Consider the following 15,812-nt stretch of genomic DNA (forward strand, 5'->3'; position numbering starts at 1 on the left):
TTGCGAGCACCCACCAGCCAAACACAGTTAATTACTTGTATAATAATTAAAACATGACAAACTTATGAAAAAATCACGAATGGGTGATCCTTCCGCTTGGAGGGATTATGGATTAAATCTAAGAAAAATGAAATTGACGTTTTTATTTTCGTTCCTGGTTTTCGTAACCAGCTGGGGTAATTCCTACTCCCAAATGACTTCGCTGAATGTGAAGCTCAAAGATGTTCCGGTTCGCGACTTCATTCAATTCATTGAAGATGAAACTGATTTTTTCTTTTTGTATCAGGATGAAGTATTTCAGAAAGGACAAAAAGTAACGATTCAATCGGAAGGCGGATCGTTGGATTACATTTTGAACCAATTCGCAGAACAGGCGGGTATTACGTATGAAGTGACAGACCGGCAGATTATTTTAAAAGGCAACGCCAATAGCAGCCGGACGGTAATAACCATGCAGCAAAACGTTACCGTAACGGGTGTGGTAAGTGGGGAAAACGGCGAACCGATTCCCGGGGCCACTGTGGTGGTGAAAGGCACCAGCAACGGAACCATCACCGACTTCGACGGGAAATACAGCCTGGGTAACGTACCTGCCGATGCCACCCTGCAATTCTCATTTGTTGGGATGAAACTGGTGGAAATTCCGGTTAGCGGACGTACACAAATCAACGCTACCCTGCAAGAAGAAACCATTGGGCTGGAAGAAGTAGTCGCAATTGGTTATGGTACCATGAGAAAAAAAGATGTAACCGGATCAGTTGCTTCTGTTTCCGGCGAGCAACTCGCTGCCGTCCCTGTTTCCAACGTGGCACAGGCAATCCAGGGACGCCTTCCCGGGGTGAATGTAACTTCTCAGGACGGACGTCCTGATGCCGAGATTTCAATTCGCGTACGCGGCGGGGGTTCCATCTCGCAAAGCAACGACCCGCTTATTTTAATTGACGGAATACCAGGCAACATCAGCGACATTCCTGCCGATATGGTCGAAAACATTGACGTACTGAAAGATGCTTCCTCTACTGCTATTTTCGGTGCGCGTGGAGCAAACGGCGTTATCCTTGTTACCACCAAGCGGGGTAAAGAAGGCGACGTTACGGTGAGTTATAGCGGTTATGCCAAGTTCAATACCCCAACCGGCTATCTTGACGCTCTTTCCCCATACGATTACTTAGAACAGAAATGGGGACTTCTTGATGTCTATTTCGGACAAACTTATACCACTCCGTTTCAACAATTATGGGGAATTGGAGCCCACACGGGCAGTAATTCTGCCGGTATTGATGCCTACAAAAATGTGTCGCGGTACAATCTGCAAAAGGATGTGTACAACAGCTCATTCTCACACAATCACGACCTGACCGTTACGGGCGGTACAAACAAGACAAAGGTTATTTTCACCGTTAACTACCTGGACGAAGATGGTATGAAGTTGAACTCTTATGCTAAAAGAGCTACGGCATCGCTCAAACTGGATCAAAAAATAGGTGAAAAACTGAAATTTAATCTGGACTTGCGCTATACCGACCGGGAAACCATGGGTAATGAAGGTACAACCAGCGGTTACGGTTCAGCTCTCTCCGGATCCTACCGTTTCCGTCCGATCGCGATGGAAGATATAAAAGGCGATCTGGCTATTTTTGATGATTCCTCTTTGGGCGAAGAGAATTTTGTCATGGACGACATGTACAATCCTGTCAACGTGATCAAAGACCGGGAAAACCTGACCTTAAGGCAGTCACTTCGTAGTACAGCCGGATTGAACTGGGAAATTATAAAAGGATTGAATGCTCGCACAGAATTGACCCTGGTGCGGGATTATACAACAACTAAAAACTGGAGAGGTCCGACACCTGCCAGCGGTAACGAAGAAAGCTATCTGAATGCTGATGGAACCTTCATCTATGCAGGCGATGCAGATTACAGGAAACAGGACAGCTGGAGCGTACGCTGGACCAATACACTGGGTTATGAAATAACGCTGAACCAGATTCACCGGATCAATGCGTTGGTCGGTCAGGAAATAACAGATTCGGGCGGCGAGAACATGCGTATCTCCGGCAGAAAGTTTCCAAACAATTTTACCCGGGATAATGCTTTTGCCAGCATCTCGCAATACGGGTCAGACCTCGTAATTACTTCGGGAGTTTCTACGCCAAGCCGTATTCAATCTTATTTCGGTCGGGCAAACTACTCGCTCCGAGACAAATACATGGTTACTGCCACCTTCCGTGCTGATGGTTCTTCGAACTTCTCTCCCGAGCATCGTTGGGGGTACTTCCCTGCTGGTTCTATTGCATGGCGGGTTTCTCAGGAATCGTTTATGGAAAACACGAGAAGCTGGCTCGATGACCTGAAACTTCGCGTATCCTACGGTGAGGTCGGTAATGATGCCATCAGTGCCGATCAATGGTCGCAATTGTGGGCAGCCGAAACCGAGCCACGCTGGCAAATGGGCTTAGATAATTTGCATCAGCCTTCTTATGACCTGGCTTCCAGTCAATTTGCAAACCGCGATTTAAAATGGGAAACCACCATTACACGTAATATCGGTCTTGACTTTACGCTCTATAACAATCGTTTGTGGGGTTCTATTGAAGTTTACAAGAATACGACAAAAGATTTGTTGATGCTGACCGACATCCCCTCGATCACCGGATTTACAACCAGCTACGCCAATATTGGACAAACCAGCAATAAGGGTGTTGAAATCTCTGTTAACGGCGTGCTATTTAAAAACCAGGACTGGAATATTTCCGGAGGCGCTAACATCAACTTTAACAAAAATAATATCGACGAGCTTGCAGAAGGACTTCAAAGTGCTTACGGAACGCAATTCCTGCAATCGGGAATTCCGAATTCCGACTATGCGCTGCAGAAAGGTAAACCCGTTGGTATCGTTATGGGCTACCAAATGGATGGTAAAGGATTTTATACTCCGGACGATTTCAACTTCGACACTGCAACCGGAATGTACACGTTAAAAGATGGTATTGCCGACCTGTCAAGTGCATTTGTCGCCTACCAGGGAGGCTTGGTCCCGGCAGGTCAACAGGCCTATCCGGGCTTGCCTAAATTTGTCGATGCATTCGAAGACGGTGTGATCGATGTGAAAGACTATGTGGAAATCGGCAACATGGCACCTACGCATACGGGTGGTTTCAACATCAACGTTACTTATAAGCAATTCGACCTTGGGATGAACTTTAACTGGAGCTATGGCAACGACATCTATAATGCCAATAAATTGGCATCGCTTTATAACGGTAACAAAGGTGGTGGTCTGTATGGCAATAAATTGGATATCGTGAATGACTCTTATACATTATTTGGTATTCAGAATGGGAATCTTGTAGAATTTACAACTCCTGAACAACTGAATGCGGCCAACGCTAATGCAAGCTTGCCGTCCACCTATCTGCAACAGGGCTATGTTTCCGACATCGGTATTGAAGATGGTTCATACCTTCGTCTCAATACGCTGACCTTAGGCTATACGCTACCCAAACAATTGCAAAGTAAAATTAAAGCAAATAACCTCCGTATATATGGCTCTATCTACAATGTATTTACCCTGTCCGGTTATTCAGGACTTGACCCTGAGGTAAATACGAATGACAACATGAACAACGCCCGATATCCGACTCCCGGACTCGACTGGGGAACCTATCCCCGCGCCCGTCAGTTTGTATTGGGATTAAATGTAACTTTCTAAATTGTGTAATTGGATAATAATTTTAAAGAATAACGATGATGAAAAATATAGTTCTATATATATGCTTAGCGCTATTGCCGTTCATGTTTACGGGGTGCAGTAGTGACTATTTGGATGTATCGAATGCAGGACAATCCGACGATGACTTTGTGATGTCAAGTCCTGATGAAGCCTTCAAAACCCTATCGTGGGCTTATGCTGAATATCGCCAAAATGCGGTACACGGCGGAAACTACAACTGGCAAGATCCTCTGGGATCGGATGCAGAATATATGAGCGAATTTCCAACGGCAAACAATGTGATTGCCCGGTTACAACCCGGTGCAACTGCTATTAACAACGCAGCGGGACTGTATAATAGTTTGAACGTTGTTGTGGCACGCACGGCCCGTATTGCCGACTTAATATCACAACAGGCAGGATATCAGGCCGACGCAGAAGGTAACGCGCCTACCGCCTGGACACAAGTTTACGGAGAAGCTAAAACTTTATGGGCACATTGTGCCTGGGAACTGGTGCGCCACTTCGGCGATGTCCCTTTTGGCTATGATAACAAGATTGTGGAAGAATATGAGTTGACATCACGGTTCGCGATTATGGATACCATAATTAACGAACTCAAGGCCGTTGAAAGCAAAATGTATGTATTAGGGGAAGGTGGCCTTACGTCTGAACGAATTAGCCGCACGTATGCCAATGCCCTAATTGGAGAAATTGCACTTCACGCAGGTTCATGGCAAACCATTCGTACCGATGAATCCGGTTTGTACGGCGCTGTGCAATTTGAGGAAAAGGGTTCCAACGACGGGACTTGCGTTTATGCCCGACGTTCGGATTATTTGGATTATATCCGGACAGCTGAACAATATCTGAACGCAGCTGTGAATACCCACAAAGGAACAGCAACGTTGGTTACATCAGACAGCCGAGCAGCCAACAATCCATTCCAAAAGGTTTGGCAAGAAATCAACTCCAGACGCATCAGTCCCGAATCGATTTTTGAAATTGGTACTGTTCCCGGAACGGGAAATGCTGAAATGGGATATAGTCAGGGACGTGCAGGCGCCAGACATAATAATTTGGCTTACCTGAATACCTTTGCGGCTATCCGTATTATTCCTTCTTTTTTCTACAATGCTTACGAACCCGGCGACAAACGTCGTGATGCAAGTATGGTGGTAACCGGAAGCGACGCGGCAACCGGAAGGGAAGCGTTGGTTCCGCTCGGTGTAGGTACCCGTATCGGCGGTGGCGGCCCGGCCACTAACAAATGGGACAAAAACAGAGGAGATGAACCAGACTACCCGAATGTTTCATTCCGTGCTACAGGCATCAACTACGTATTGTTGAGAATGGCTGATGCGATGCTGATGCTTGCTGAGGCCAAAGCAATCCTGGGAACAGATGATGCCGGTGCGGTTGCATTGGTAAACGATATTCGCGAACGGGCTTTTGGAGATGCAAGCCATAACATTGCTGGTCTCACAGGCGAGGCATTATTGGATGCCATTTACAATGAACGCAAATTGGAATTATTGGGCGAAGGAGATATTCGTTGGGACATGATCCGTTCAGGCAAGTTCAACGAGAGAGCCATTGCGGTTCGCCAGGAAATGGCAGCTATGATTTCAGGCCTTGAAGCTAACGGGTACTACACATTCCCAAGCGGCAGAACCATTTCCAATTATGTTTGGACCAAATACGTTCAAGTAAGTGGAAGTAGCACCGCTGTAGTGACACAAAGTCCCGACGAAAATGATCCGGCATTATACCCGGGTTGGCGCGGCATTTACGAATGGGGAGCAGAAGCTCATGCGGCATACCCAGCCAAAAACCTGGCTATTCAAGGCTTGTACAATTACATTGATCCTAACGGAGCAGAAGCTGCTGCCCTTGAAGCTGATGGATATACAAAAGTAAATTGGGGTATCAGGGTATGGAGTGACCCAAATGCGAAAGCGATGTTGGATGCTGCCATTCTGGACGGTGTAGTCGGACGTGAAACGAGCGCGCCTCGTTACTTTCACGCGATGCCCCTGACAGTAATTGACCAATCGAAGGGTAAGGTGAAGAATGGCTACGGATTGCCGAATCAGTAAAAACATTTTTTGATTATTGACATATAGCTGTATAAACAGCTTGAAAATTTTCAAAAATTAGTTACAGTTTTAAAGATTAAAAAGAGGCCGTCCACCTGGATGGCCTTTTCTTTGCTATTCAAACAAACCGGTTCAGAAATGCCTACTATTTTATACTAAAAAACCTACGTATGAAAACCACTATGAAGCTATTCTTGCCCTTAATGGTTATCGCCCTAATCAGTTTTTATTCCTGCAGTAACATCAACAAGAAAGCGAGTACCGAGTCCGGCAGCCCCGAGGCTGTATCGTGGAACCTCATCGACCTGATGGGATCGACAACCGAGAAAGTTTCCGTGAGCGGCGTCCCTCTGGTAGTGGAAAGTCCATATGGCCCCGCCATTGCTTTCGATGGCCAGGATGACGGTATTTTTCTGGATGAAATGCCGTTGAAAGGGCTGACTCAATTTACCATCGAAGTCATTTTCCGACCGGAAAGCCACGGCAATTTCGAACAACGCTTTTTTCACTGCGGCGAGGCAAATGCCGACCGCGTCCTGCTGGAAACACGCAGCACGGCTACCCATTGGTACTTTGATGCCTACCTGCAAAGCGGGACCGAAAAGGTGGCGCTGATCGACTCCACCCTACTCCACCCGCTCGACCAATGGTACCATGCCGCCTTTGTGGTGGATAACGGCCGCCTGAGAACCTACATCAACAAGGAAAAAGAACTGGAAGGCTCGGTCAATAGCAGTCCGATCAACACCGGACAAACCTCTTTCGGGGTCCGGCTGGATAAACGGTCCTGGTTTAAAGGCGCCATTTATCAGGTAAAAATTAGTCCACAGGCACTAAAACCCGAAGATTTCATGAACCTGTAAAACAAACCTTTCTACCCGAGAACAAACCAATCAAACAAACCAAGATGAAACGAATTAAAATCTGCCTTCTTTTTATCCTCATTACCTTCGCATCATTCTTATGCATATCAGCCCCTAAAAATGACATCACCCGCGAAATAGAAGAAACCATGCTCCGGGCTACCCGGTTTATGGTTGAAACAGTCAGCACACACGGCGGCTATTTATGGTATTACCTTCCTGATTTTTCGCGCCAATGGGGCGAAATGGAAGCCTACAAAACCATGATTTGGCTGCAACATCCGGGGACCATCAGCATGGGGCACCTGTTTCTGGAAGCCTACCACGCTACCGGAAATGACTACTACTACCTAGCTGCGCAAAAAGCTGCGGCGGCCATCATCTGGGGCCAAAGCCACGAAGGCGGCTGGAACTACATGGTCGACTTTGCCGGCGACCGCTCGCTGAAAGAGTGGTACAACACCATTGGCAAGAACGGCTGGCGGCTCGAAGAATTTCAGCATTACTACGGCAACTCCACCTTCGACGACGACATCACCTCCGACGCTGCCCGTTTTCTGCTGCGCATGTACCTCGAAAAGATGGACCCGGCCTACAAACCCGCACTCGATAGGGCCATCAACTTCATCCTCGAAAGCCAGTATCCGTTGGGAGGATGGCCGCAACGCTACCCGCTGCGCTACGATTTCGGCAAAAATGGTAATCCGGATTATTCCTCCTTCTACACGTTTAACGACGATGTGACCTGGGAAAATATCAACTTTCTCATTCAATGTTACCTGACCTTGGGACAGGAACGTTTTCTCGATCCCATCAAACGGGGGATGAATTTCTATTTGTTGTCGCAGGACGGCTGCGGAGCCTGGGGCCAACAACTGAATATGGACCTGGAGGCCGCCAGCGCCCGTACCTACGAACCGGCAGCTTTTCTGCCCGGCACTACCTGCGAAAATGCCCGTTTGCTGCTTCGGTTTTATCAGTACACCGGCGACAAGCGTTTTCTGTCCCGGGTGCCCGATGCCATTCGCTGGCTCGAAGAAACTGCGCTTTCGCCCGATCAAGTGGAAGGCGAACGCACCCACCCCACCTTTGTAGATGCCAAAACCAACAAGCCGGTGTATGTCCATCGAAAAGGATCGAACTCGGCTTACGGCTATTATTTCACCGACGACGATGACCAGCACCTGCTTTCGCATTACTACGGAAAGTGCCGGGTACCCTTACAGGAGTTGAAAGAAGAATACGAACGGGTAGCTGCACTTTCCCTGGAAGAAGCAACTCAAGATTCTCCCATCAAGCCCGGAAAGTTTGAGCACCCAGAAACGCCTCAAAAATTTTATGATCTGAATCGGTTCAAATTCAACTTCCCCGCCACCGAGGAAATGGTCCGGGAAATTATCAGTTCCCTCGACCAGGAAAATCGCTGGCTGGCCAAACACGCCATGATCAGCCATCCATATTGTGGCGACGGGAAAAATCAGGAGCTGACAGACCAGTTCACCTCGGAAAATGTGGGCGACGAAACCGATACTTCGCCCTACCGCGACACCACCGACCAGGAATACATCTCTACGGGTGAATACATCCGGAATATGCACCTGCTGATTAATTATCTCAAAGAGAATAAAGCTGAGCAAGCAGCAGAATATGGTTCCCGCTGATCGCTTTCATTTACTTCTGAAAATTTAGAGAAACAATAAAAAGCATAAGATGAAATAGCCATAAGAGTAAATGCTCATACAAACCGGAAATATATAAATGGCTATTCCATGTGTACGTGCCGACGTTTAATAAATCAAAAACAATATATACGAATGAAATGTAAACGATTTCAATATTTAAAATTCATCCTCCTGATGTTGTTGTGTACTATTCAGGGCATGGCCCTGGCGCATTTCAAAACCACCACAAAGTCGCCGGTACACATCAATGAGGACAAAAAATTGGAATATCGTATAGAAGCTAACGGCGACCGCGTGCCCGATTATTCGTATTGCGGCTACCGGGCTTCCGAATTCCCGATCCCGGAAGTGCCGGTGAAAGTGATTGTTCCGCATGTAGTAGGTGATGCCACTGCCGACATTCAGGCAGCTATCGATTACGTGTCGGGTCTGCCCCTAAACGAACGAGGATTTCGGGGGAGCGTGCTGCTCGAAAAAGGCACCTACCAACTCAGCGGAAGTTTGCTCATCGCTTCTTCCGGGGTTGTGTTGCGGGGAAGTGGCTGCGGAAACGAGGGCACGACATTGTTGGCTACAGGCACCGACCGAGCCTCTCTGATTCGCGTGGCCGGACAGAATGACCGCAAAACAGAACCGCCCGTCCGACTGGCCAACCGGTATTTTCCGGTAAACAGCACCGAAATGACCTTCGATACTGAACATACATTCAACGTGGGCGACCGGGTGATCGTTAACCGCCCCTCCACCCAGGAATGGATCGAACGTATCGGGGCCGATAAAATCGGCATCTATGTGGACTACCAACTCACCAAATGGGAACCGGGCGATTTCGACCTGAACTGGGACCGCACCGTGGTGGCCGTTTCGTCAAGCTCCATTACCCTGGATGCCCCGCTGACCAATTCGCTTGATCCCGATTTTGGTGGCGGGTCAGTTGCCAAATATGTTTGGGACGGGAGAATCAGCCAAGTGGGCGTGGAAAACCTGCGCTGTGTATCCACCTTTGATTCTTCCAATGAAAAAGACGAAAACCATCGTTGGATGGCCATCACCCTCGAAAATGCCTGCGACTCATGGGTGCGCCGGGTGGTTGCCGAAAACTTTGTCAGCTCGGCTGTGGCCGTTTGGGAGACCGCCAAACGCATTACCGTCGAAGATTGCAAATCGCTGCATCCGGTGGGCGAAATCGGGAACCACCGCCGCTACTCCTTCCAAACCCTCGGTCAGCAGGTGCTCTTTCAACGTTGCTATGCCGAATATGGCTACCATGCCTTTTCTGTTGGCTTTTCCACGCCGGGGCCAAATGCTTTTGTGCAATGTTATTCCTGCCTCCCCTACCACTTCAGCGGAGCAGTGGGCGGCTGGGCCAACGGCGTGCTGTTTGATAAAATGACGGTGGATGGCGGCAACATCAGCCTGGCCTTTCGAGATGTGGACGGGCAAGGTGGCGGCTGGAGCGCTGCCAACTCCCTTTGCTGGCAGGGGCGGGCTGCCCAGATCCGGCTCGATGCTCCGCCGGGAGCACAAAACTGGGCTTTCGGAAGCTGGGCGCAAGGCTACGGCAGCGGTCATCACGAACTGGAACACACCTTCATTGAACCCGAAAGTTTTTTCTACACCCAGCTGGAAGCGCGAACCGATAAAAAATCAGCAGAATCAGAAAAGATACTGGTGTACCGATCGAATGAAACCACCGCTCCAACGCCTGAAATGACGGCCCAATTTAGCGCCAGGTCAAAGTATCCCGACCTGATCATGGATGAATGGATTGACCGAATGATCGAGCAATACCCAATCCTCTCAGATGTTTCAGGAGCCAAGATGCTGCAAGAGACCGACCGACCGGTAGTCAGCCAAAAACCAGAAAAGGGTCCGGCCCTCTCCCTGCAAAACGGGAGGCTGATGCTGGGCGACCAGTTAATCCCCGGCAGACGAAACCGTACCTCCATGTGGCGAGGCTCCACCCGCCCCTCGCAGCTGGCACGGCCAACTCCCAACCTGGTACGTTTTGTTCCTGGCCGTACCGGTCGCGGACTGACCGATGATCTGGATACGCTGGTGGCCGACATGCTGCAAAACAAGATCACTGTGATGCAGAACTTCCCGGCGCTATGGTACGAACGGCGTCGCGACGACCATGCACGCACACGCCGTGCCGATGCCGATGTGTGGGCGCCGTTTTATGAGCAGCCGTTCAGCCGCAGCGGACAAGGAGAAGCCTTTGACCGCCTCAGCAAATACGACCTCACCCAATGGAACCCCTGGTACTGGAGTCGCCTGCAACAGTTTGCCGAACTCGCCGATCGAAACGAGCTGGTGTTTTGGCAGGAACATTACCTGCAACACAACATCATTGAGGAAGGCGCCCACTGGGCCGACTATCCCTGGCGCTCTGCCAACAACATCAATAATCTGGGTTTTGCTGAAAATACGCACTATGCAGGCGACAAGCGGGTATATATGGCCGAGGAGTTTTACGACACCACCCACACCGTGCGCAAGCAGTTTCACCGCGCATACATCCGAAAAAGCCTGGACAACTATAAAAACAACCGCAACATCATCCATCATCTGGGAGCTGAATATACCGGCCCGGTCCATTTTGTGGCATTCTGGCTGGATGTGATCGCTGAATGGGAAAAAGAAAACGAGCAAAACGTGTTGGTCATGCTACCGGGGACAAAAGATGTGCAGGACGCCATTCTGGCCGATCCCAAACGCTCAGCCTGCGTGGATGTGCTGGATATCATCCAATGGCAATACCGAAAAGATGGCAGCTTGTACGCCCCGCCGGGAGGAGTAAGCCTGGCCGGCCGTCAATATGCCCGGATCTACGAGGTAGGCGAAACCTCTTTCGACCAGATTTTCCGTGCTGTGAGCGAATACAGGCAACGTTTCCCCGAAAAGGCCGTAGTTTATTCGCGCCGGGGGGATCCGCTGGCCAACTGGGCTTCATTCATGGCAGGTGGTTCCCTGTCCCCGCTACCGCCGATCGGCGATGAAAAGTTTTATCGCGATGCCGCGGCAATGAAAAGTTACACCCAAGGAAAAGCAGATCAGAAACAGTACCTGCTTGGGACAAAAGGTACCGGGTACATTATTTTCAGCCAAACATCTTCTGTAAAAATTGAACTGACGGGCGACAACAAAAACTACCAGCTCAACTGGATACATCCCTCAACCGGAGAGATCATACACACCAGCAGCACCGTAACCGGAAAAACCACAGTTGCTACCGCTCCTTTTGAGGGCCCGGCTGTTGCCTGGCTGCATCTGTAAAACCAAATAACATCTGATAAAATGAATACAAACCGTTTAAGAATATATCTGCTCCTCATTCCTGCCTTTCTGCTTTCAGGGTTCTTTCCCCTGTCGGCTCAATCGCACCGGGGTGAATTATACCAACATCTGGTATTCGAAGGTTCGTCCATCACCTACCAGGGTGAAAAAATACAACTGGGGCCCAAAGCCTTTTTTATTGACGGACAACTAAGCGATGAAGAGGCTGCCAGCTATCCGTTTGTCTTTAATTCGATTAACGAGGCGGCCAAACACCTCACGAATGGTACCGAAGCATCCCCGATGGTGCTTTACATCGCCCCCTGGGTATATTGGATTGACGACCCGGATGATCCCGAAGTTCGCGTGCCCCAGGAAGGCAGTAGCACACCGTTCGGTCTGGAAATCGACTGCCAATGGCTGAAATTTTATGGACTGTCGGACAATCCATACCATGTGATCCTGGCGGCTAACCGCGGACAGACGATTGGCGCCAAGGGCAACTTCACCAGCTTCAATTTTAAGGGAGACGGGCTGACAGCCGAAAATATCACCTTCGGGAACTATTGCAACATCGATTTAGACTATCCGCTCAATCCTAAGCTGAACCGGGAAAAACGCAGTTCGGCCATTGTACAGGGACAGCTGGCTTTTTCCAACGGCGACAAAGTGCTGGCCCGAAATTGCAACTTCATCAGCCGCCTGAACACCGGCCCCTTTTGGGGAAGCAAACGCACATTGTTCGAGCGCTGCCACTTCGAATCGACCGATGATGCGTTGAATGGTTCGGCCGTTTACCTCAACTGCACGTTCGACTTTTACAGCAGTAAACCGTTCGGCCACACGGTTGGCCCCGGGGCGGTCTTCCTGAACAGCGACATTCGGGTACTCACCCGAGGCCCGCAATACCTGGTAAAAGGTTCCGGCCCGGTAACGCTTGTTGATACACGCTTTCAAGGCGATCTGGTTGATTACCTGGGCTGGCGCGACCTTCCTGCAACTGAAGCGAGATATTACCAGTATCAGGTTAGCCTGAACGGCGATTCCGTCTTCATGGACAGGGATAACGCCTTTGCAACCATCGACATGACCCGGAAAGAAGTATTGAATGCTTATCGCTTCAATCTGAATAACGAAACCATTTATAACACTTACAACCTGCTTCGCGGTGAGGACGATTGGGACCCGATGAACGTCAAAAAGCTGATCAAAAAAGCAGAAGCTGAAAGCGGCAAAAACTACGGCTTGCTCCCAACCATGTTGCAGGTGAATCCAACACGGCAAAAGCTCGAAACAGGCAAAGACAGCCTGCTGCTCACCGCCACTGCCTATCGTTTTGGAAACTTCGGGCTGGAAAGCGAAAACATGAACTGGTCGCTGGCCCCGGAGTACAACGATCTGGTAAAACTGGAAGTTCAGGAGGACGGCACTTGTCTGGTCATTCCAAGCAACCATCAGGATGAAACGAAAGAAGTCGTCATTATTGCGTCAACAGATGCCGGTTTGGAATCGGCAGCAACCCTCACCGTTGCTCCCTCCTACTTACCAGCTCCGGCTTTTCTTGAAAAACCAGTGATCAGCAAGGATAAAAAGGGCCATCTGGCGGTCAATTATACGCTGGATATGGATTTCGACGACCAATCGCTGATCAGCTGGTACCGCTGCCACGATGCCCGGGGCACACATCCCATTGAAATCGCGGTGTCCCGATTTAATAACCCCCTGAAAGCCTATCAGCTATCTGCCGGTGACATTGGCTATTACATCATGGCCAGCGTTTCCCCCAAACATGTGCGTTGCCATCCGGGGAATGCTGAAAAAACCATTTATACCAAGGTTATTACTCCGGAGGATGTCAATCAAAACCCGCGTATTTTCATTCCCAACCTGGAAAATATGTCAACAGCGTATCAACCGGAAGTTTTGCCGGGGTTCTGGGCACTCGACAGCTACGCTCCTGCCGATACCCGCGAATGGTACTGGGAAGCCGACAACAGCCGCGATCCCTGGTACTATGGCCCGGGCGTTGATGGTGCGGCACAAGATACGGGCCTGGTGCAAGCCACCAAAGGGGCGCGCCTACGCTACACGCCCGTTGACGACCAGTTTGGCGACATGAAAATCAGTTTCACTGCTGTGCCTGCCAAAACGGCCGGACAGGGATTCTCTAGTGCCCGGGCGCAATATATGGACATCGGAATCAAGATGGATATTGAAAAGATGACCGGCTATGCCCTGCGCTTAATCCGAACCACCAAATACGGCGATGCTATCGACTTCCTTTTGATGAAATATGAAAACGGCAGCGCAACGCCAATCAGCGATCCGGTTTCTGCCTCGTGCTACCGCCCCGACTGCCGGATTACAGTTGAAACAACTGGTAATAAACTGAAGGTTCATGCCGAAAACACGAAGGATTATTACAGCGTTCACAACGAATCGGAAGTAAAACGGGTGGTGGAACTGGAAGCCGAAGTTGAAACCAACACCTTCGGCGGAATGGGATTCCAGCACACCGGAACCGTGGGCGGAGGCGCCACCTTAATCAAAGATTTGAAAATTGAATGGAAATAAATTCGACAACCATAAACTCAAATTTAAAACGACACACATGAAAAAACTTTCTTCCGGAATTCTGATTATCCTGTCAGTCTTACTGATAGCTTCATGCAGCCGGGGCACTTCACAGAAAAGTGACGCACAAGTCAAGGATACTGCCGAGAACTTCTATCAAAATCCGGTTTTGGGCGGCGACTATCCCGATCCCTCCATTTTCAGGGACGGCGGTGATTATTACATGACCCACTCCTCGTTCGACTATTATCCCGGCTTGTTGGTCTGGCATTCAACCGACCTGATCAACTGGCAGCGGGTAGGCCATGCCCTGCATCAATATGTGGGTTCGGTATGGGCCCCCGACCTGATCAAGCACAACAACCGGTATTACATTTATTTCCCGGCGGGGGGAACCAACTGGGTGGTAACAGCGATGTCGCCCGAAGGCCCCTGGTCTGATCCGATCGACCTGAAATTGCCCGGATATATTGACCCCGGGCATGTGGTTGACCACGAAGGAAAGCGCTATTTGTACCTGTCGAAAGGCTACATCGTGAAGCTTACCGAAGACGGATTGGCCACCGACGGGGAACCGGTTTTCAATTACGAAGGATGGGAATTCCCCAAAGAATGGAGCACCGAGTGTTTTTGCCTCGAATCGCCCAAATCAACCGTGAAAGACGGCTATTACCACCTGATTGTTGCCGAAGGGGGAACAGCAGGGCCGGCCACCTCACACATGGTAGTTTCTGCGCGTTCCACATCGCCCTATGGCCCGTTCGAGAATTCACCCTACAACCCGATTGTCCACACCGAAAGCCGCAACGAACGCTGGTGGAGCCAGGGCCACGGCACGCTGGTGGACGATGTTGACGGCAACTGGTGGATCATGTACCACGGTTACGAAAAGGGCTTTCATACGCTGGGACGTCAAACGCTGATGCTGCCCATTGAATGGACAGCCGACCAATGGTTTCGGGTTCCCGAAGGTGTAAAAAGTGAGGATTTAATTCGCAAACCGGCCGGGAAAACCTCACAAAACGGAACTGACCTGTCGGACAACTTTGATCGTTCGGAACTGGGACTGCAATGGCAATTCTTCAAACTGTACGAACCCGAACGTGTAGAATTGAAAGATGGGCAACTTGTGCTTCAAGCAAAAGGAAAATCGTTTGATGAAAGCTCTCCCCTGCTGGTTAATTCGTCCGACCGCCACTATGAAGTGATTGTGGAATATACGATTGAAGATGACGTTACCGCAGGTTTATGCCTGTTTTACAACGAAAAAGGCAACATGCGCATCGCGGTGAACAAGGACCAATTTACCGTCTTCAACCAGAAAAGCGCCAAGATCAGGGTGAAGAACGAGCTGGGCAGCCACGGGTTCCTGCGCATTTTGGATGACGAAAATGAAATCAGCTTTTACTACAGCGCCAACGGCACCGATTGGAACCGGGTTGAGCGCAGCATAGATGCCACAGGGTTCAACCACAATGTGTTTGGCGAATTCCTCAGCTTACGGGCCGGTGTCTATGCATTTGGCGAAGGAAAAGCCACGTTCGACAATTTCATCTACCGCAAACGCTGAAACCGACTCGTGTCATGTCAACAATAACTTGTA

Annotated in this window: 7 protein-coding genes; all 7 read left to right on the top strand. The window is 49.6% G+C overall.

Features of this window, described 5'->3' with window-relative positions:
• The first annotated feature begins 127 nt into the window (after positions 1-127).
• The 7 genes from N2K84_RS03985 to N2K84_RS04015 all read left to right on the top strand — a co-directional run bounded on the left by N2K84_RS03985 (position 128) and on the right by N2K84_RS04015 (position 15,779).
• On the top strand, positions 128-3,712 hold the full coding sequence (locus tag N2K84_RS03985; RefSeq protein WP_282590485.1) for a SusC/RagA family TonB-linked outer membrane protein: 3,585 nt from the start codon (positions 128-130) through the stop codon (positions 3,710-3,712).
• 35 nt (positions 3,713-3,747) lie between these two features.
• A complete protein-coding gene (locus tag N2K84_RS03990; RefSeq protein WP_282590486.1) occupies positions 3,748-5,811 on the top strand; it encodes a RagB/SusD family nutrient uptake outer membrane protein in 2,064 nt (687 codons plus the stop codon).
• 170 nt (positions 5,812-5,981) lie between these two features.
• Positions 5,982-6,674 (top strand): LamG domain-containing protein, encoded by a 693-nt coding sequence (locus N2K84_RS03995; protein WP_282590487.1) that lies wholly within the window; start codon positions 5,982-5,984, stop codon positions 6,672-6,674.
• A gap of 44 nt (positions 6,675-6,718) precedes the next feature.
• Positions 6,719-8,335 (top strand): pectate lyase, encoded by a 1,617-nt coding sequence (locus N2K84_RS04000; RefSeq protein ID WP_282590488.1) that lies wholly within the window; start codon positions 6,719-6,721, stop codon positions 8,333-8,335.
• Positions 8,336-8,488: 153 nt separating this feature from the next.
• Positions 8,489-11,635: a DUF6298 domain-containing protein gene (locus tag N2K84_RS04005; protein WP_282590489.1), complete on the top strand. Its 3,147-nt coding sequence runs from the start codon at positions 8,489-8,491 to the stop codon at positions 11,633-11,635.
• A 21-nt stretch (positions 11,636-11,656) separates the two neighbouring features.
• The gene (locus N2K84_RS04010; RefSeq protein ID WP_282590490.1) at positions 11,657-14,209 is read left to right on the top strand and encodes a pectinesterase; all 2,553 of its coding nucleotides are present in this window, start codon (positions 11,657-11,659) and stop codon (positions 14,207-14,209) included.
• Positions 14,210-14,246: 37 nt separating this feature from the next.
• Positions 14,247-15,779: a family 43 glycosylhydrolase gene (locus tag N2K84_RS04015; RefSeq protein WP_282590491.1), complete on the top strand. Its 1,533-nt coding sequence runs from the start codon at positions 14,247-14,249 to the stop codon at positions 15,777-15,779.
• Positions 15,780-15,812 lie beyond the last annotated feature (33 nt).

The organism is Gaoshiqia sediminis, from assembly GCF_025907915.1.
Classification (GTDB): domain Bacteria; phylum Bacteroidota; class Bacteroidia; order Bacteroidales; family Prolixibacteraceae; genus Gaoshiqia; species Gaoshiqia sediminis.